Below are 18,092 nucleotides of genomic sequence, written 5' to 3'. Positions count from 1 at the left end.
ATATTTTTCTCCTTACATTGTAATTTAAAGGTCAAATAGCAACAATTTTTTCCGTACTTTTCGCTACTCTTGGCACAAAATGATAAATGGATATTAATGATGAGTAGCAATTGGGTTAAAAATGCCATTAATGAAATTAACGCTGACCACCAGCGCTCGGCGGATACGCATCTTATTCGTTTGCCCCTGTCGGCATTTCCAGGTATCCAGCTTTACCTGAAAGATGAAAGCACGCATCCCACCGGTAGCCTCAAGCATCGCCTGGCGCGCTCGCTGTTCCTTTATGGGCTGTGCAATGGCTGGATTAAAGAAGGCACTCCGATTATTGAAGCGTCATCAGGCTCAACGGCGATTTCCGAAGCCTGGTTCGCGCGTTTACTGGGACTGCCGTTCATCGCCGTCATGCCCGCCTGTACCGCAAAACGTAAAATCGAACAGATTCAATTTTACGGCGGCCACTGTCATTTTGTGGAGAGCGCCTGCGAAATTTATGCCGCCTCCGAGCGGCTGGCGCATGAACTGAACGGTCACTATATGGACCAGTTTACCTACGCAGAACGAGCTACCGACTGGCGGGGCAACAATAATATTGCCGACAGTATTTTCCGCCAGATGCGCAACGAACCCCATCCAGTACCGCGATTTATCGTCATGAGCGCCGGAACGGGCGGAACCTCTGCGACGATTGGGCGCTATATTCGCTGCCAGGGCTATGATACTCAGCTCATGGTGGTGGATCCGGAAAATTCCGTCTTTTTACCTTACTGGCAGGATCGCGACGCTTCATTACGCAGCCCGGTAGGCAGTAAAATTGAAGGAATTGGTCGTCCGCGAGTAGAGCCTTCTTTTATTCCGGATGTCGTGGATGAGATGCTGCGCGTGCCGGACGCCGCCAGCGTTGCCACCGCACACTGGCTGGAAACGCAGCTAGGCCGTAAAGTCGGCGCCTCTACCGGCACGAATATGTGGGGAGCGCTGCAGCTTGCGGCCCGGATGCGCGAGGCTGGAGAAACCGGCGCTATCGTGACGTTATTGTGCGATAGCGGCGATCGCTATCTGGATACCTATTACCATCCGGCCTGGGTTAGCGACCATATCGGCGATTTGACGCCGTGGTCAGCGGCCATCGAAAAATTACTTACCGGCGACTAGAAACAAAAAAAAGCCAGACTGAATGTCTGGCTTGCTGGAAGAGATCTCTCATTCGGGGGAATAAGGTAGATGCGGATTGTCCAGCCAATGCGTCAAAAAGTGTGATACCGCTTGATTACCACAATGTCCGATAACCGAAAGGTGTGGCAGCGCGGCGATAAGCTGCGGCATGGCATTGCCCATAATGAGCCCCCGCCCGACGCTGCCCAGCATTTCCCGATCGTTCATCGCGTCGCCAAACGCCATGCAATCTGCCAGTGAAAGCCCTAAATGGTTGCTCAATACCGCCAGCGCCGATCCTTTATTGCACCCCAGCGGTAGCACTTCCAGGCAGTCGACGGCAGAGAAACAGAGGTGCGCGCGTTCTTCCAGCGCCTCATTGAGCTGAATGCGCAAACGGATCAGATCGTCATGATCGCCGCAAAAACAGATCTTCGTCACCTGATGGGCCGGAATGCTTTTTATATCGATAACCTGATAACGAAAGCCGCTGTAGACGTGCGCCTGGAGTAGCGCGGGGATCTCCTGGCCTGTAAACCAGCCGTTGTCATTAAACACATGCATACTGGCTCGGGTATCCCAGGCATGGTGCATCACCGTATCGGCAACCTGAGGATCGAGATCCTGACGATGCAGCACGTCGCCTTCCAGTGAGTGAATTCGCGTCCCGTTACCGGTAATAAGATAAGCATCCAGTGAAAGCGTCCCCAGAATATGCCGCATCTCCAGCACGTGACGACCCGTAGCGAATGTCAGGGTGATATCGCGTTCGCGCAGACGCGCCAGCGTGGCGATCGTTTCTCTACCCAAATGGTGATCGGGCATTAATAACGTGCCATCCATATCAAATGCTGCCAGACGGGCCATCTCTTTCTCCACACTGTGACGCGGTTAACTTGTTGTTCAGTATTACCTGAGATATACGGAAGTAATAGTGAACAGATAAAAGGAAGTGTTCCGGGTTTCTATGAGGCTACTGAATCGGCTTAATCAATATCAACGCCTCTGGCAGCCTTCCGCCGGGGAAACGCAACATGTCACCGTTAGCGAACTGGCCGAACGCTGTTTTTGTAGCGAGCGCCATCTGCGAACGCTGCTGCGTCAGGCCCAGCAGGCGGGTTGGCTAAGATGGGAGGCGCAGTCCGGACGCGGGAAACGTGGACGGCTCCAGTTTCTGGTCACGCCGGAATCGCTCCGCACCGCCATGATGGAACAGGCGCTGGAAAAAGGGCAGCAGCTCAACGTACTGGAACTGGCGCAACTGGCGCCGGGCGAGTTACGGGCGATGCTCCAGCCTTTTATGGGCGGCCAATGGCAAAACGATACGCCGACATTGCGTATTCCCTACTATCGTCCGCTTGATCCGCTGCAGCCGGGTTTTCTGCCAGGACGCGCGGAACAGCATCTCGCAGGGCAAGTTTTTTCCGGGTTAACGCGCTTCGACCGCGACAGTCAATATCCTTGCGGGGATTTGGCGCATCACTGGGAGGTTTCCGCCGACGGTTTACGCTGGGATTTTTATATTCGCTCCACGCTGCACTGGCATAATGGCGATACGGTGGACACCGCGCAGCTACACGAACGCCTGGAAAGGCTGCTTACCCTACCGGCGCTAAGCAAATTGTTTATTAGCGTCGCACGGATCGAAGTAACGCATCCTCAGTGCCTGACCTTTCTCCTTCACCGACCTGATTACTGGCTGGCGCATCGTCTGGCGAGCTATTGTAGCGGTCTGGCGCATCCTGACCTGCCGCTTATCGGCACCGGTCCTTTTCGCCTGGCGTTGTTCACGCCGGAACTGGTGCGTCTGGAAAGTCATGACCATTATCACCTCAGCCATCCGCTGCTGAAAGCGATTGAATTCTGGATCACCCCGCAACTGTTTGCCCAGGATCTGGGCACCAGTTGCCGCCATCCGGTGCAGATTGCCATCGGCAAACCGGAAGAGCTGGCGACGCTGAGTCAGGTAAGTAGTGGTATCAGTCTTGGCTTTTGTTATTTAACCCTCAAAAAGGGCTCACGGCTCAACGTACAGCAGGCGCGGCGTCTGATACATATTATCCATCATACTTCGCTGCTGAAAACCTTACCGGTAGATGAGAACTTGATTATGCCAAGTCAGGGGCTGCTACCCGGCTGGACAATCCCGCAATGGCAGGACGTTGATGAAACGCCATTGCCGAAAAAACTTACCCTGGCGTATCACCTTCCCGTAGAGCTGCATACGATGGCGGAACAGCTTCGACATTACCTGGCGACGCTCGGCTGTGAGTTAACGTTGATTTTTCATAATGCCAAAAACTGGGATAACTGCCCTGCGTTGGCGCAAGCGGATCTGATGATGGGCGACAGGCTGATCGGCGAAGCGCCGGAATATACGCTGGAGCAGTGGCTACGTTGCGATCAGATCTGGTCACATGTCCTGGACGCGCCTGCGTTTTCCCATCTGCAGGCTACGCTTGACGCTCTGCAAATTCAGCCCAATGAAAAAGATCGCCGCGCCGCGCTACAACAAGTTTTTGCCAACCTGATGGATGACGCCACACTTACGCCGCTGTTTAATTATCACTATCGCATCAGCGCCCCACCGGGCGTTAACGGCGTTCGACTCACCCCTCGCGGCTGGTTTGAATTTAGCGAAGCCTGGCTTCCGCCGCCTTCGCCGTGAAGAAGCTGGTCGGGATTATCCGTACGCGTTACCATATTGGCTTTCGTCATTGATCAGGATAACTATGAAACGCGCCGTTGTTGTATTTAGTGGAGGTCAGGACTCCACCACTTGCCTGGCGCAAGCGCGGCATCAGTATGATGAAGTGCATTGTGTCACGTTTGATTATGGTCAGCGTCACCGCGCAGAGATTGATGTCGCGCGCGCACTGGCGTTAAAACTTGGCGCACGCGCGCATAAAGTGCTGGATGTCACTTTACTGAACGAACTGGCGGTCAGCAGCCTGACGCGGGATAGCATTCCGGTGCCGGACTATGAACCGAACGCTGACGGTATCCCCAATACTTTCGTACCGGGACGCAATATTCTCTTTCTGACGCTGGCGGCGATTTACGCTTATCAGGTTAAAGCCGAAGCGGTGATCACTGGCGTTTGCGAGACCGATTTTTCCGGCTATCCAGACTGTCGCGATGAGTTCGTCAAAGCGCTGAATCACGCGGTGAATCTGGGCATGGCGAAAGATATCCGTTTCGAAACGCCCTTAATGTGGATTGATAAAGCTGAAACCTGGGCGCTGGCCGATTATTGGGGCCAACTGGATTTGGTTCGCGAAGAGACGCTGACCTGCTATAACGGCATTAAAGGCGATGGCTGTGGTCATTGCGCGGCCTGTAATCTGCGCGCTAACGGCCTGAATCATTATCTGTCGAATAAAGCGGCGGTGATGGCGGCAATGAAGCAAAAAACCGGGTTAAGGTGATTGTTTTGCCGGATGGCGGCGCACGCACCTTATCCGTGCCTGGCGATATGCACCATGGTCAATATCGCCAGGCCGGACAAGTTCAACGCCATCAGACAGCGAGGCGTTATTGCACCATCTGTTCCAGCTTTTCACGCAATTCGCCTTCCAGCGGCAGCGCTTTTTGCGTTTTTAAATCAATACAAACAAACGTGATGAGCGCATCGGCCACCACCTGCCCTTCTGGCTCCAGCGTAATCGTCTGGCTTAATACGCCGCTTTTACCGTTAAGCTGTTGTACCTGGCTGGTCACGGTCAGTAGATCGCTCAATACCGCCGGGCGACGGTAATTTATATTGATGTTTACCACCACAAAGGCAATATTGCGGGCCGTCATCCACTGAAAGCTGTCGCTGTTTTCCAGCCCATCCCAACGGGCCTCTTCCAGAAATTCCAGATAGCGGGCATTATTAACATGTTGATAAACATCAAGATGATATCCACGAACTTTGATTTGTGTTTGCATAGCGCAATAACCTTACGTTGTTGTTATAAGTAAACGACAAGTACAGAGGTCATAACTGGTATGACCTCTACAGTCTGGCAAATTTTTGCCACTGTGCAAGTGATTACAATGTTAAAACTGCCAGATTACGCTCCACCAGCGCGCTTCCCATTCCCGGCACCTGCTTTAAATCATCCACCGTTTTAAAAGGACCATACTCCTCCCGATAGCTCACAATAGCCTGCGCTTTTTTCAGCCCAACGCCGTTCATCACCCGCGCCAGATCCTCCGCAGACGCGGTATTAATGCTCACCCTGGTACCTTCATCATCGCTGGCTTTAGCAGGTAATGCCGCTTTGGCGGAGGATGAAGAAGGCGTATCCGCTTTTGTTTCCACCGCTGCATTTTTTGCGACAGGCGTCGCCGCCAGCGCGCTATGGGCCATGCCCGCGCAGGTTAAAGAAAGCGTAATAAGCAGTGCTTTAATTCCGTGTTTCATACTGTTTTCTCCTTGTTTGTTAACAGTGCAGCCACGATAGCGGGGCGGAGAAAAACGAACAAACGGCAATTCTCAGAAATGGAAAAGGCCGCGAAAGCGGCCTTTGTGGGATACAACGTTTTGCAATTTTTTGCGAAGCGCCTCGACGATTACTGCTGTTCCAGAGCGTCGCCGATTTTGATTTTCGCCTCTTTACGCAGATTACTCATCAGCGCTTCAAAGACAATTTGCGCATTGTTCTGCGTGATGCCCTGCACCATCGCTTTTTTCTGCGCTTCCGGCATGGCGCCCGCTTTCACCTCGTCAAACGCCAGCAGAACGACGTTACCCTGCATATCGTTCGCCACGCCATAAACTGGCTTATCTTTCGTCGGAAGGCTTAACGCAAAGGCCGCCTGACTCACCGGATCCTGACTGGTACGACTTAACGTTTTAGGCTCGCCAAAACTCAGACCCGCCGCTTTCATCGCTTCCGCGCCTTTGCCCGCTTTCAGCTCGACCAGCAGTTTTTCCGCATCCAGCTTCGCCTGTTGTTCCGCTTTGTTATGCTTCACCAGGGCAGTGACCTGTTCTTTCACTTCTGCCAACGGCTTCACGGCTTCAGGTTTATGTTCGCTCACGCGCACGACAAAAGCCCGGTCGCCATCCACGGTGATAATGTCTGAATTCGGCCCCGGCGTACCGTTTTCGCCCACCAGACCGCCATTAAAGATAGCATCGGCTACCGGTTTGAAGTTCAGCTCTTCCGGTAAGGTGTCACGGCTAAACCAGCCGGTTTCAACCGCTTTTACGCCAGCGACCTGTTCAGCGCCTGCTAACGACTCATTGTCGTTGCTTGCCGCATCGCTCACCTTCTGCTGCAACGCATAGTAAGCATCCAGCGCTTTTTCTTGTTTCACTTTCGCGGCAATGTCGTCGCGAACCTCGCTTAACGGTTTCACTTTGGCAGGCTGAATATCATCCAGACGCGCCACCAGAAAACCGACAGACGACTTAATCACGCCAGATATCTGGCCTTTTTCTTTTAATCCGGCGTTTTTCAGTTCCGGCACCGTGGCAGACTCTTCCAGCCAGCCCATATCGCCGCCATTACGCGCAGAGATGATATCGGTAGATTTCTCTTTCGCCAGCGTGGCGAAATCTTCGCCCTTGTTCAGCGCATCCAGTACCGCTTTCGCATCATCTTCCGTTTTGGTCTGAATAATGCTGTAACGAATACGCTCCGGCTGAGTAAACTGATCTACATGCTGGTCATAATAGGCCTGAATATCCGCATCGCTGACCGGCGCCTGTATCGTCGCGGCATCCAGCTTGATATAGCTTACGCGGAACTGTTCCGGCGTCATAAAGCGGACTTTATTCTGATCGTAGTAGCTGGACACTTCCTGATCGGTTACCTGCTGCTTCGCCGCCAGCGCGTTGACATCAATAACGGCTTCACGCACCACGCGCTGTTGAGAGACTAATGCCGCCAGTTCGTCGGTTTCCCCTTTCAGCATAAAATCAGTACCGGCCACGCCGTTGATCAGTTGCTGAGTGGTAAGCTGGTTACGCAGCGCCTGAGCGTACTGATCGGCGGTCATTCCCATCTGATTCACAATCGCGTTATAGCGGTTGTTGTCAAACTTACCGTCCACCTGAAAAGCGGGAGTGGCGAAAATCGCCTGCTTTACCTGCTCATCGCTGATGCCCAGTTTCAGTTCGCGGGAATATTGATCCAACAGCGCTTCATCTATCAGACGATTCAGCACCTGCTGGCGCAGGCTTTTCATATAACCTTCGTTGGCCGCCAGTTCAGAATACCTGTCGCCCAACTGCTGCTGCATACGGTTACGTTCGTTATTAAACGCATTCTCAAACTGTGCCCGGCTGATTTCCTGGCCATTCACTTTTGCGGCGTAGTTATTGCTTCCGCCAATCAGGTAACCACTAACGCCGGTCAAAATGAACGACACGATAATGATAACGAAAATAATCTTGAGCACGAGACTGTTTGCAGCCGTGCGTAAGCTGTCCATCATGGTGTAACCACACTCCGCTGTAGGTGACTTTACACTTTATCTTTCAGGCGGCTTCTCCGCTGGCTACCGAGTGATTCGCTCAGTCGCCGCGTCGACGCAACCTGAATGATTTGCGTATAGAGACTTCACGCGCATCGCATTTTCTGAACGCGGCGCACAAAAGCCTATTGTGACAAGAAACGAGGGCAATTGTCAGCCCGCAACGCACAGAAAGTCCCGAATCGCCAATAAAAAAGGCACATCAGTTGATGCGCCCTTGTACTTTGTCACATCCCCCGAGGGGATCACGCTTAGTTTACCGCGTCTTTCAGCGCTTTACCTGCACGGAAACTCGGCACTTTGGCAGCGGCGATGGTGATCTCTTTACCTGTTTGCGGGTTGCGACCAGTACGGGCAGCACGCTCTTTAACAGCAAAAGTACCAAAGCCTACCAGTGCAACGTCATCCCCTTCTTTCAGAGATTCGGTAACAGAAGCAATAATCGCATCTAACGCACGTCCAGCCGCAGCCTTAGAGATATCAGCCCCTGCAGCAATTTTTTCGATCAGTTGAGATTTATTCACTCTTCTCTTCCTCTTTATAATTTATATCGCACCTGAATCCTTCGAAGTACGACCGCGCAGCAGTTATATCAGGCCTGCCACGCCCTTACAACACCCGTTAATGGTGGCAGACCCAATCAACCATCTAAATTAGCTATACAAAAAAAGGCTGGCAAGTCCGAAATAGCCTGCCAGCCCTGTTTTTATTAGCGCTATTTGCGCGAGGTCACTATTTTGCGGTTACAACCTGCATTCCAGACGGTTCGTTTTGCAGAGCAAGCGTCAGAACTTCCTCAATACGCTTAACCGGATGAATATCCAGATCGGCAATGACGTTGTCCGGAATTTCCTCCAGGTCACGTTTATTTTCGAATGGAATTAAGACCGTTTTAATCCCGCCGCGATGCGCCGCCAACAGTTTTTCTTTCAGGCCGCCGATCGGCAACACCTGACCACGCAGCGTTATCTCACCGGTCATTGCCACATCTGCGCGCACCGGATTACCGGTCAGGCAGGAAACCAGCGCGGTACACATCGCGATACCGGCACTTGGACCGTCTTTCGGCGTTGCGCCTTCCGGCACGTGAACGTGGATATCGCGTTTTTCGTAAAAGTCCGGATTAATACCCAGTTTTTCCGCGCGCGCGCGCACCACGGTCAGCGCCGCCTGAATAGATTCCTGCATCACTTCACCGAGCGAGCCGGTGTAGGTCAACTTGCCTTTGCCCGGTACGCAGGCGGTTTCGATGGTCAACAGATCGCCGCCCACTTCCGTCCACGCCAGGCCCGTCACCTGACCTACGCGGTTTTCGCTATCCGCGCGGCCATAATCAAAGCGCTGCACACCGAGGTAGTCGTGCAGATTATCGCCGTTAATTTCGATATGTTTTAACGACTTATCGAGCAACAGTTGTTTAACCGCTTTGCGGCACAGTTTGGAGATTTCACGCTCCAGACTACGAACGCCCGCTTCACGCGTGTAATAACGGATAATACCGATAATCGCGCTATCGTCGACCGTCAGTTCGCCTTTCTTCAGCGCGTTACGCTCGATCTGCTTCGGCAGCAGGTGACGTTTAGCAATATTCAGCTTCTCGTCTTCGGTATAACCGGACAGACGGATCACTTCCATACGATCCAGCAGCGGCGCCGGAATGTTCATGGAGTTGGAAGTGGCGACAAACATCACATCGCTGAGATCGTAATCCACTTCCAGGTAATGATCGCTGAACGCCACGTTCTGCTCTGGATCCAGCACTTCCAGCAGTGCGGAAGCCGGATCGCCGCGCATGTCAGAAGACATTTTGTCGATCTCATCGAGCAGGAACAGTGGGTTTTTAACCCCCACTTTGGCCATTTTTTGGATCAGTTTACCCGGCATAGAGCCAATGTAAGTCCGGCGATGACCGCGGATTTCCGCTTCATCACGCACGCCGCCCAGCGCCATACGGATGTATTTACGCCCTGTTGCTTTAGCGATGGACTGGCCCAACGAGGTTTTACCTACCCCCGGCGGCCCCACCAGACACAGGATCGGCCCCTTGATTTTATTTACACGGCTTTGTACTGCGAGATACTCAAGGATGCGGTCTTTCACGCGCTCCAGACCATAATGGTCAGTATCGAGGATTTCCTGCGCCTGACGCAGGTCTTTTTTGACCTTGCTACGCGCATTCCACGGCACCTGCACCATCCAGTCGATGTAGCCGCGCACCACGGTCGCTTCCGCCGACATCGGAGACATCATTTTCAGCTTCTGCAGTTCCGCTTCCGCTTTCTCTTTCGCCTCTTTCGGCATTTTCGCCGCGTCGATCTTACGCTTCAGCGCTTCGTTTTCGTCCGGCGCGTCGTCCATCTCGCCAAGCTCTTTCTGAATCGCTTTCATTTGCTCGTTCAGATAGTACTCGCGCTGGGATTTCTCCATCTGCTTTTTCACGCGGTTGCGAATGCGTTTCTCAACCTGCAGCAGATCGATTTCAGATTCCATCATCGCCATCAGATATTCCAGACGTTCGTTAACGTCGGACATCTCCAGTACGGACTGTTTATCCGCCAGTTTCAGCGGCATATGCGCGGCGATGGTGTCAGCCAGACGTGCAGGGTCGTCAATGCTATTGAGTGACGTCAGCACTTCCGGCGGAATTTTTTTGTTCAGCTTGATGTAGCCTTCGAACTGGCTGATAGCGGTACGCACCAGCACTTCTTGTTCACGCTCATCAATGGCTGGCGAATCAAGGTACTCCGCCTTCGCGGAGAAATGTTCGCCGTTGTCAGACAGCGCGGAAATACGCGCGCGCTGTAACCCCTCGACCAGCACTTTTACGGTGCCGTCAGGCAGTTTCAGCATCTGCAAAATAGAGGCCACGGTCCCGACGGTGAAAAGATCGTTTACACCCGGCTCATCCGTTGATGCTTCCTTCTGGGCGACCAGCATGATTTTTTTATCATGGTCCATAGCCGCTTCCAGACAACGGATAGATTTTTCCCGCCCTACAAATAAGGGTATGACCATGTGCGGATAAACCACCACATCGCGCAAGGGCAATACGGGGATTTCAATGCGTTCAGAACGCTCAGGATTCATAGAGCTCTCTCTTAGTTTAGTGTCCGCCAGGTAATCAGATAGTATAGCTGTGCTCCATACCACCTATAACATGTACGTCAGTATATGGGGATGTTTCCCACACATTCAACGGCGTGTTTACAGGAAAAACGAAAGGGGAGATAAAATCCCCCCTTTTTTGGCTAACTGATTGTATGAATGTTTAATTATTCGCCAGAAGCCTGCGCTTCCGGTTTGCCGTAAATCAGCAACGGCTTACTCTGACCGGCAATAACGGACTCGTCGATCACCACTTTTTCGACGTCTTCCATGGATGGCAAATCGTACATGGTATCCAGCAGCGCCGCTTCGACGATAGAACGCAGGCCACGGGCACCGGTTTTACGCGCCATTGCTTTCCTGGCGATAGCGTCCAGCGCTTCGTCACGGAATTCCAGATCGACGCCTTCCAGGTTAAACAGCGCCTGATACTGCTTGGTCAGCGCATTTTTCGGCTCTTTCAGGATTTGAATCAGCGCTTCTTCGCTGAGTTCGTTCAACGTCGCCACCACTGGCAGACGACCGATAAACTCAGGAATCAGACCAAATTTGATCAAATCTTCCGGTTCAACCTGCGACAACAGCTCGCCTTCGCTGGCTTTGTCGGACTTCGCTTTCACCGTCGCGCCAAAACCAATGCCGGAGCCGGTTTCAACACGGTTAGCGATCACTTTATCCAGACCGGCAAACGCGCCGCCGCAGATAAACAGAATCTTAGAGGTATCTACCTGTAAGAACTCCTGCTGCGGATGTTTGCGACCGCCCTGCGGTGGAACCGCGGCGACGGTGCCTTCGATCAGTTTCAGCAACGCCTGCTGTACGCCTTCGCCGGAAACATCGCGGGTAATGGACGGATTGTCTGATTTACGCGAAATCTTATCGATTTCATCAATGTAGACAATCCCACGCTGCGCTTTTTGCACGTCGTAGTCGCATTTCTGCAACAGTTTCTGAATGATATTCTCGACGTCTTCCCCCACGTAACCCGCTTCGGTCAGCGTGGTCGCATCCGCCATAGTGAACGGCACATCCAGCAAGCGCGCCAGCGTTTCCGCCAGCAGCGTTTTACCGGAACCGGTCGGTCCAATCAGCAGAATGTTGCTTTTGCCTAACTCGACGCCATTGCTGGTATCGCCGTTACGCAGACGCTTGTAGTGGTTATAGACCGCCACCGCCAGCACTTTTTTCGCCTGCTCCTGGCCGATAACGTAATCGTCCAGGTGAGTACGAATTTCATGCGGCGTCGGCAGCGCACTACGTTCACGGTGCGGAGCAACTTCTTTAATTTCTTCGCGAATAATGTCGTTACATAAATCGACGCATTCGTCGCAGATATACACGGATGGACCGGCAATCAGCTTGCGCACTTCATGCTGGCTTTTGCCGCAAAAAGAGCAGTACAACAATTTGCCCGAGCCATCTTTGCGTTTATCTGTCATGAGTCAAAACCTCTTCTTTGTTCTTTGTGCCGCACACGACGACGCAAATGCCATTCTCAGGCGCAAGCCGCTAATCAGCGTTGTGCCGCCCTTCATTAGTATATACACAAAATCATTCGAGCTACATCAAGGCGGCAACTCGGCGACTCCGCAGGCGCTTACATAAGTAAGTCACTGGGAGGCGCGCTGGCAACCAACACCGAGGTAGCGTGAAGGATGAAGTGTATAGCGGCACACTTGCGTCCAGGGCATCAATTACGATGGGTCAAAATTGAGTCAACCAAACCGTACTCTACCGCTTCAGGCGCGGAGAGGAAGCGATCGCGCTCAGTATCACGTTCAATCTGCTCAAGAGATTGACCCGTATGATGCGCCATAAGTTCATTCATGCGCCCTTTTACTTTCAAAATTTCGCGGGCGTGAATTTCAATATCCGTCGCCTGGCCCTGGTAGCCGCCCAGCGGCTGGTGGATCATGACGCGAGAGTTCGGCAAGCAGAAACGTTTGCCTTTCGCCCCGGCAGTCAGCAGAAACGCCCCCATAGAGGCCGCCTGTCCCATACAAATGGTGCTGACGTCTGGCTTAATAAACTGCATGGTGTCATAGATGGACATCCCCGCAGTAATTACGCCGCCAGGAGAATTAATGTACAGATAGATATCTTTTTCCGGGTTTTCCGCTTCCAGGAACAGCATCTGCGCCACGATCAGGTTAGCCATATGGTCTTCGACCTGGCCGGTCAGAAATATGACGCGTTCCTTAAGTAGACGAGAATAGATATCAAAAGAGCGCTCACCGCGTGAGGTCTGTTCAATGACCATCGGCACCAGCGCCATATGAGGGGCCAAATTATCTCGTTCTCCGCTGTATGACATTTCCGTCTCCTGGATAAAAATTGAAAAAATCTGCTGTACTGATTGTAACCTGATGGACGGATTATCAGCCAGTCCCTCTGTAATGGGTACGGCATCGCCATAATTCAAGCATAACAATCTTTTGCTCTAACGCTAACACTGAAACGCGGTTTTCGCACCCTTACCATGCAAAATGCGTGACAAAAAAAACCCGTCACTGAAAGGTGACGGGTTTTTGTGCAAATTTCGTGCTTTTAACGCGAAAAATTACGCCTGCTGGTTCATCAGCTCATTGAAGGAAGTGGCTTTTTCAGACACTTTCGCTTTTGCCAGAACCGCTTCAACAGCCTGTTCTTCCAGAGCGACGTTACGCATATTGTCCATCAGCTCTTTATTTTTGCTGTAGAACTCAATCACTTCTTTCGGATCTTCGTAAGCAGACGCCATCTCTTCGATCAGGCCTTTAACGCGTTCTTCGTCCGCTTTCAGCTCGTTGGTACGAATGACTTCGCCGAGCAGCAGACCGACAACTACACGACGCTTAGCCTGTTCTTCGAACAGTTCGCGCGGCAGCTCCAGAGCCTGTTTCTCGTTACCACCAAAACGCTGCGCAGCCTGACGACGCAGAACGTCGATTTCGCTGTCGATCAGCGCAGACGGTACGTCGATGTCGTTAGCTTTTACCAGACCTTCGATCGCCTGAGACTTAACGCGGTTACGCACCGCGCCTTTCAGCTCGCGTTCCATGTTTTTACGTACTTCAGCGCGCAGACCGGCTACGGAACCATCTTCAACGCCGAAACGTTTGATGAATTCTTCGGTCAGTTCCGGCAGTTCGCGTTCTTCAACTTTCTTCAGGTTGATAACGAACTTAGCCGCTTTACCTTTCAGGTTTTCAGCGTGGTACTCTTCCGGGAAAGTCACATCGATAGTGAACTCTTCGCCAGCTTTGTGGCCTTTAACGCCGTCTTCAAAGCCCGGAATCATACGACCCTGGCCCATCGCCAGAACGAAATCGGTCGCTTTGCCGCCTTCGAACTCTTCGCCGTCTACAGAGCCGGTGAAGTCGATGGTCACGCGGTCTTCCGCATCAGCAGCGCCGTCTTTTTCTTTCCAGGTCGCCTGCTGCTTACGCAGGGTGTCCAGCATCACATCAACGTCAGCGTCGGTGACTTCAACAACCGGCTTTTCAACTTCGATAGACTCGAGGCCAGTCAGCTCAACTTCCGGATAGACTTCAAACTCGACGGAGTAAGTGAAATCTTCACCCACTTTGTATTCGCCCGGAACATAGTTCGGCGCGCCTGCCGGGTTAATTTTTTCTTTGATGATCGCGTCAACGAAGTTGCGGCTCATCAGATCGCCCAGCACGTCCTGGCGAACAGAAGCGCCATAACGCTGAGCGACGATATTCATCGGTACTTTGCCTTTACGGAAGCCGTCAATACGTACTTTTTTCGCTACGTTGACCAGCTCGCTTTTTACAGCGGTCTCGATGCTGTCAGCAGCGATTGTAATCGTTACACGGCGGCCAAGGCCCTGAGTGGTTTCAACTGAAACTTGCATCTTGTTACCTCAAAAAATCACAGTGCTCGGTCAACTCTACTCCGCAAGCACGTGCTATTTGCTTCGCGGAACCGGGATGTTCTCATAATCAATCACATTCCCTGTCGTCAGAATCATCCCGAAGACGTTCATATATAAGACGGCGCATTATAGCGGCATCACTTTTGTGAGTCGAGAACGGTGATTGTGCGATGCTGCGGCGGTTTTCACAATTCTCGGCTAATTTTTGTCTGAATACTGTACGACACGCTCAAAATTCAGACAAAACAAAACGGCCCGCAGGCCGTTTTCACATAATTCTGTAGCAACATACTGGAAAAGCGGAGGTAGTTGCAAATCCGTTTTGCTACGCGATGCTTCCCGCGCCGCGACAAGGAGGCGACGCGAAGATAGTATCCTGCAACCCTTCCCACTCTTTGAGGGTATAAGTATGCAGTGCCAGCGCATGTACGGTTGTGGAGAGTTCCGCCGTTAACGTACCGTAAATCATCCGATGACGATTAAGAAAACGTTCGCCTGTAAAGCGATCGCTCACCAGCACGACCTTAAAATGGCTTTCCGATCCTGCAGGAACATTGTGACGATAGCTTTCATCCACAACTTCGAGAAACACGGGGTCGAACGCTGTCCTTAATTTTTCTTCTATTTGCTCACGTATCATCATGAAAATCTCCTCCGACAACGCTGTGATGTCACCCATCCCTTTAAATACTAGCCGCTTTTACCGTTTCCATTACAGCATGACAACAAAAATTTAGCTTTCGTCTGATTATTTCAGCCAAACGTATGAAGTTTACTGCCTTAATCATTCTTTTAGCGCTCAAAATCCCCGCTCGCGCCGTTATCAATACCAAATCGGACATTACGACGAATTTACCTGCGTTGACCACTTCCCCTCGCCGTTAGCGGTGTTATGATGGCGGGAATTTTTACCTATCACGTTTTAAGCGTCATTGAGAGCCTGAATATGTTAAAAAAACTTCTCTTTCCGTTAGTCGCTCTGTTTATGCTGGCAGGATGCGCCACACCGCCGACGACCATTGACGTCGCGCCGAAGATCACCTTGCCACAGCAGGACCCGAGCCTGATGGGCGTCACCGTTAGCATTACCGGCGCGGACCAGCGCCAGGATCAGGCGTTAGCGAAAGTCACGCGTAACAACCAGCTGGTAACGTTAACAGCCTCCCGCGATTTACGCTTCCTGTTACAAGAAGTCCTGGAAAAACAGATGACGGCACGGGGCTATATGATCGGGCCTAACGGCGCGGTTAATCTGCAGATTATTGTTAACCAACTGTATGCTGATGTTTCCCAGGGCAGCGTGCGCTACAACATCGCGACCAAAGCGGATATCGCGATTATTGCGACCGCGGCAAATGGCAGCAAGATGACCAAAAACTATCGCGCCAACTACTCTATTGAAGGGGCGTTCCAGGCCTCTAACCAGAATATTGCCGACGCGGTAAACAGCGTTCTGACCGATACCATTGCTGATATGTCTCAGGACACCAGTATTCACGATTTTATCAAGCAAAACGCCCGTTAATAGCAACAACAAGACCCGGCAGAAGCCGGGTCTGTAGATGCCTATGTCAAGTCAATATTTACGTATTTTCCAGCAACCGCGTTCAGCCATTCTGCTGATATTGGGTTTTGCCTCCGGCCTCCCGCTGGCGCTCACCTCCGGTACGCTACAGGCGTGGATGACCGTCGAGAATATCGATCTTAAAACGATTGGCTTCTTCTCGCTGGTTGGTCAGGCCTATGTGTTTAAGTTTCTCTGGTCCCCGCTGATGGACCGCTACACGCCGCCTTTTTTAGGTCGTCGTCGCGGTTGGTTACTCGCCACCCAACTGTTGTTACTGGCGGCGATTGCGGCGATGGGCTTTCTTGAACCCGGCACGCAGCTACGCTGGATGGCGGCGCTGGCGGTGGTGATTGCTTTTTGCTCCGCCTCGCAGGATATCGTGTTCGACGCCTGGAAAACCGATGTTTTACCCGCAGAAGAACGCGGCGCTGGCGCGGCAATCAGCGTGCTTGGCTACCGGTTGGGGATGCTGGTTTCCGGCGGACTGGCGCTATGGCTGGCCGATCGCTGGCTCGGCTGGCAGGGCATGTACTGGCTGATGGCGGCATTGCTGATCCCCTGCATTATCGCCACCTTACTGGCGCCGGAACCGACCGATACTATCCCGTCCCCGAAATCGCTGGAACAGGCCGTCGTCGCGCCGCTACGCGATTTCTTTGGCCGTAACAACGCCTGGCTGATTTTACTGCTCATTGTGCTTTATAAACTGGGTGACGCCTTCGCCATGAGCCTGACCACCACCTTTTTGATTCGCGGCGTCGGCTTTGACGCCGGCGAAGTCGGCGTGGTCAATAAAACGCTGGGCCTGTTGGCGACGATCGTCGGCGCGTTATACGGCGGCATATTAATGCAGCGTCTTTCGCTGTTTCGTGCGCTGCTGATTTTCGGCATTTTGCAAGGCGCGTCCAACGCCGGTTACTGGTTGCTCTCCATTACCGATAAAAACATGTTCAGCATGGGCGCGGCGGTCTTTTTCGAAAATCTGTGCGGCGGGATGGGTACTGCCGCCTTTGTCGCCTTATTAATGACGCTATGTAATAAGTCGTTTTCCGCAACACAGTTTGCCCTACTGTCGGCCCTCTCCGCAGTAGGCCGCGTTTATGTTGGTCCTGTAGCGGGCTGGTTCGTTGAAGCGCACGGCTGGCCGACATTCTACCTCTTCTCGGTTGTTGCCGCCGTTCCCGGGCTGTTACTGTTGCTGGTCTGTCGGCAAACGCTGGAATATAGCTGGCAGAGCGAGCGTTTCATTCCCCGCACGCAATACCGTGGCGCCTACAATTTCGCGCTTTCAATCCTGCTCGCGGGCGTCGCTTTGCTGGCGGTATGGGTACTCCTGCTGACCATGAACGCGTTGGATTACACTAACTTCTCATTCCTGTCCGGATTGCTTGAGACTGCGGTAGCGGTTGCCGTGTGCGGCATTGTCTTTGGCGGGTTGCTGGACTACCTGGCGCTACGAAAAACACGCCTGCTGTAAAACATTATTTGCCGTTGTAATAACGACCCGGAATTATAACGGCTAAATAACCATCAATTGATAAAAAATATATTTGTCTTTTTGTGCGCAACAGAATTTTGGAAATTATTGGTAATTTCTACGCCACCTATTTTCTTTACACGATTCAGCCGATTAAATTTAAATTTCTGCCGTTGATTGTCCTTTTATTGATAATAAATTGTTAAGTAATTGTTTTATTTTTACATTGGTTATACCAATTACCCCTCAACATCCCACTTACAGACCTCATCCGTTATAACGCAAAGTTTCAACAGTGTCTTAAAGTTATTTCGACATACTTGGCAACATATGTGACATGCGCGGCAGAACTTGGTAACACAGAACCAATCATGTTTACAGTAATGTAACCTTACCGTAAAATGCCCCTACACTTTAAACGCCACCAGGTCCCGTGGAAT

At 52.0% G+C, this 18,092-nt stretch carries 15 protein-coding genes; 5 read left to right on the top strand and 10 right to left on the bottom strand.

The features are described 5' to 3' along the window. Window positions 1-96: 96 nt before the first annotated feature. Window positions 97-1,152 (top strand): cysteine desulfhydrase, encoded by a 1,056-nt coding sequence (gene cdsH, locus NBA72_RS06440; protein WP_077917529.1) that lies wholly within the window; start codon window positions 97-99, stop codon window positions 1,150-1,152. 48 nt (window positions 1,153-1,200) lie between these two features. On the opposite strand, the gene cof is transcribed toward cdsH, so the two are convergent. Further along, window positions 1,201-2,019, bottom strand: coding sequence for an HMP-PP phosphatase (gene cof, locus NBA72_RS06435; RefSeq protein ID WP_000113030.1), 819 nt, complete (start codon window positions 2,017-2,019; stop codon window positions 1,201-1,203). 100 nt (window positions 2,020-2,119) lie between these two features. Between cof and NBA72_RS06430 the strand changes: the two genes are divergently transcribed. Together NBA72_RS06430 and queC are read left to right on the top strand one after the other, a co-directional pair. Then, on the top strand, window positions 2,120-3,820 hold the full coding sequence (locus NBA72_RS06430) for an SgrR family transcriptional regulator (RefSeq protein ID WP_042948131.1): 1,701 nt from the start codon (window positions 2,120-2,122) through the stop codon (window positions 3,818-3,820). Window positions 3,821-3,884: 64 nt separating this feature from the next. After that, window positions 3,885-4,580 carry a 7-cyano-7-deazaguanine synthase QueC gene (gene queC, locus NBA72_RS06425; protein ID WP_000817201.1) on the top strand — a complete coding sequence of 232 codons (696 nt, stop codon included), beginning with the start codon at window positions 3,885-3,887 and terminating at the stop codon, window positions 4,578-4,580. 106 nt (window positions 4,581-4,686) lie between these two features. Here queC and fadM read toward each other — a convergent pair whose 3' ends face one another. The 9 genes from fadM to bolA form a co-directional block, all read right to left on the bottom strand. Beyond that, window positions 4,687-5,085 carry a long-chain acyl-CoA thioesterase FadM gene (gene fadM, locus NBA72_RS06420; protein ID WP_001194543.1) on the bottom strand — a complete coding sequence of 133 codons (399 nt, stop codon included), beginning with the start codon at window positions 5,083-5,085 and terminating at the stop codon, window positions 4,687-4,689. Window positions 5,086-5,188: 103 nt separating this feature from the next. After that, the gene (locus NBA72_RS06415) at window positions 5,189-5,563 is read right to left on the bottom strand and encodes a helix-hairpin-helix domain-containing protein (RefSeq protein WP_000680322.1); all 375 of its coding nucleotides are present in this window, start codon (window positions 5,561-5,563) and stop codon (window positions 5,189-5,191) included. Window positions 5,564-5,712: 149 nt separating this feature from the next. Continuing rightward, the gene (gene ppiD / locus NBA72_RS06410; RefSeq protein ID WP_042948134.1) at window positions 5,713-7,584 is read right to left on the bottom strand and encodes a peptidylprolyl isomerase; all 1,872 of its coding nucleotides are present in this window, start codon (window positions 7,582-7,584) and stop codon (window positions 5,713-5,715) included. Between the two features lie 290 nt (window positions 7,585-7,874). Then, on the bottom strand, window positions 7,875-8,165 hold the full coding sequence (gene hupB / locus NBA72_RS06405; protein WP_254888479.1) for a nucleoid-associated protein HU-beta: 291 nt from the start codon (window positions 8,163-8,165) through the stop codon (window positions 7,875-7,877). 190 nt (window positions 8,166-8,355) lie between these two features. After that, window positions 8,356-10,710, bottom strand: a complete 2,355-nt coding sequence (lon, locus tag NBA72_RS06400) for an endopeptidase La (RefSeq protein WP_001067723.1) — start codon at window positions 10,708-10,710, stop codon at window positions 8,356-8,358. A 185-nt stretch (window positions 10,711-10,895) separates the two neighbouring features. Next, window positions 10,896-12,167, bottom strand: a complete 1,272-nt coding sequence (clpX, locus tag NBA72_RS06395) for an ATP-dependent protease ATP-binding subunit ClpX (protein WP_000130314.1) — start codon at window positions 12,165-12,167, stop codon at window positions 10,896-10,898. 251 nt (window positions 12,168-12,418) lie between these two features. Then, window positions 12,419-13,042 (bottom strand): ATP-dependent Clp endopeptidase proteolytic subunit ClpP, encoded by a 624-nt coding sequence (gene clpP / locus NBA72_RS06390; protein WP_000122257.1) that lies wholly within the window; start codon window positions 13,040-13,042, stop codon window positions 12,419-12,421. Between the two features lie 246 nt (window positions 13,043-13,288). Next, window positions 13,289-14,587: a trigger factor gene (tig, locus tag NBA72_RS06385; protein ID WP_001198406.1), complete on the bottom strand. Its 1,299-nt coding sequence runs from the start codon at window positions 14,585-14,587 to the stop codon at window positions 13,289-13,291. A 346-nt stretch (window positions 14,588-14,933) separates the two neighbouring features. Further along, a complete protein-coding gene (gene bolA, locus NBA72_RS06380; RefSeq protein WP_000973433.1) occupies window positions 14,934-15,251 on the bottom strand; it encodes a transcriptional regulator BolA in 318 nt (105 codons plus the stop codon). 303 nt (window positions 15,252-15,554) lie between these two features. Here bolA and NBA72_RS06375 point away from each other — a divergent pair, with 303 nt between their 5' ends. Together NBA72_RS06375 and ampG are read left to right on the top strand one after the other, a co-directional pair. Then, window positions 15,555-16,133 (top strand): lipoprotein, encoded by a 579-nt coding sequence (locus tag NBA72_RS06375; protein WP_001537832.1) that lies wholly within the window; start codon window positions 15,555-15,557, stop codon window positions 16,131-16,133. A gap of 43 nt (window positions 16,134-16,176) precedes the next feature. Beyond that, window positions 16,177-17,652, top strand: a complete 1,476-nt coding sequence (gene ampG / locus NBA72_RS06370) for a muropeptide MFS transporter AmpG (RefSeq protein ID WP_000098479.1) — start codon at window positions 16,177-16,179, stop codon at window positions 17,650-17,652. Window positions 17,653-18,092 lie beyond the last annotated feature (440 nt).

The organism is Salmonella sp. NW1250, assembly GCF_051812965.1.
Lineage (GTDB): Bacteria > Pseudomonadota > Gammaproteobacteria > Enterobacterales > Enterobacteriaceae > Salmonella > Salmonella enterica.
Note: the sequence above shows the minus strand (reverse complement) of the source record. Positions and strands in the feature narration are given on the sequence as shown.

Coding starts and splice junctions, on each gene's coding strand:
- NBA72_RS06375 (WP_001537832.1), top strand. CDS start 15,555: ATGTTAAAAAAACTTCTCTTTCCGTTAGTCGCTCTGTTTATGCTGGCA.
- fadM (WP_001194543.1), bottom strand. CDS start 5,085: ATGCAAACACAAATCAAAGTTCGTGGATATCATCTTGATGTTTATCAA.
- lon (WP_001067723.1), bottom strand. CDS start 10,710: ATGAATCCTGAGCGTTCTGAACGCATTGAAATCCCCGTATTGCCCTTG.
- cof (WP_000113030.1), bottom strand. CDS start 2,019: ATGGCCCGTCTGGCAGCATTTGATATGGATGGCACGTTATTAATGCCC.
- bolA (WP_000973433.1), bottom strand. CDS start 15,251: ATGATGATACGTGAGCAAATAGAAGAAAAATTAAGGACAGCGTTCGAC.
- NBA72_RS06430 (WP_042948131.1), top strand. CDS start 2,120: ATGAGGCTACTGAATCGGCTTAATCAATATCAACGCCTCTGGCAGCCT.
- cdsH (WP_077917529.1), top strand. CDS start 97: ATGATGAGTAGCAATTGGGTTAAAAATGCCATTAATGAAATTAACGCT.
- NBA72_RS06415 (WP_000680322.1), bottom strand. CDS start 5,563: ATGAAACACGGAATTAAAGCACTGCTTATTACGCTTTCTTTAACCTGC.
- tig (WP_001198406.1), bottom strand. CDS start 14,587: ATGCAAGTTTCAGTTGAAACCACTCAGGGCCTTGGCCGCCGTGTAACG.
- clpP (WP_000122257.1), bottom strand. CDS start 13,042: ATGTCATACAGCGGAGAACGAGATAATTTGGCCCCTCATATGGCGCTG.
- ampG (WP_000098479.1), top strand. CDS start 16,177: ATGTCAAGTCAATATTTACGTATTTTCCAGCAACCGCGTTCAGCCATT.
- queC (WP_000817201.1), top strand. CDS start 3,885: ATGAAACGCGCCGTTGTTGTATTTAGTGGAGGTCAGGACTCCACCACT.
- clpX (WP_000130314.1), bottom strand. CDS start 12,167: ATGACAGATAAACGCAAAGATGGCTCGGGCAAATTGTTGTACTGCTCT.
- ppiD (WP_042948134.1), bottom strand. CDS start 7,584: ATGATGGACAGCTTACGCACGGCTGCAAACAGTCTCGTGCTCAAGATT.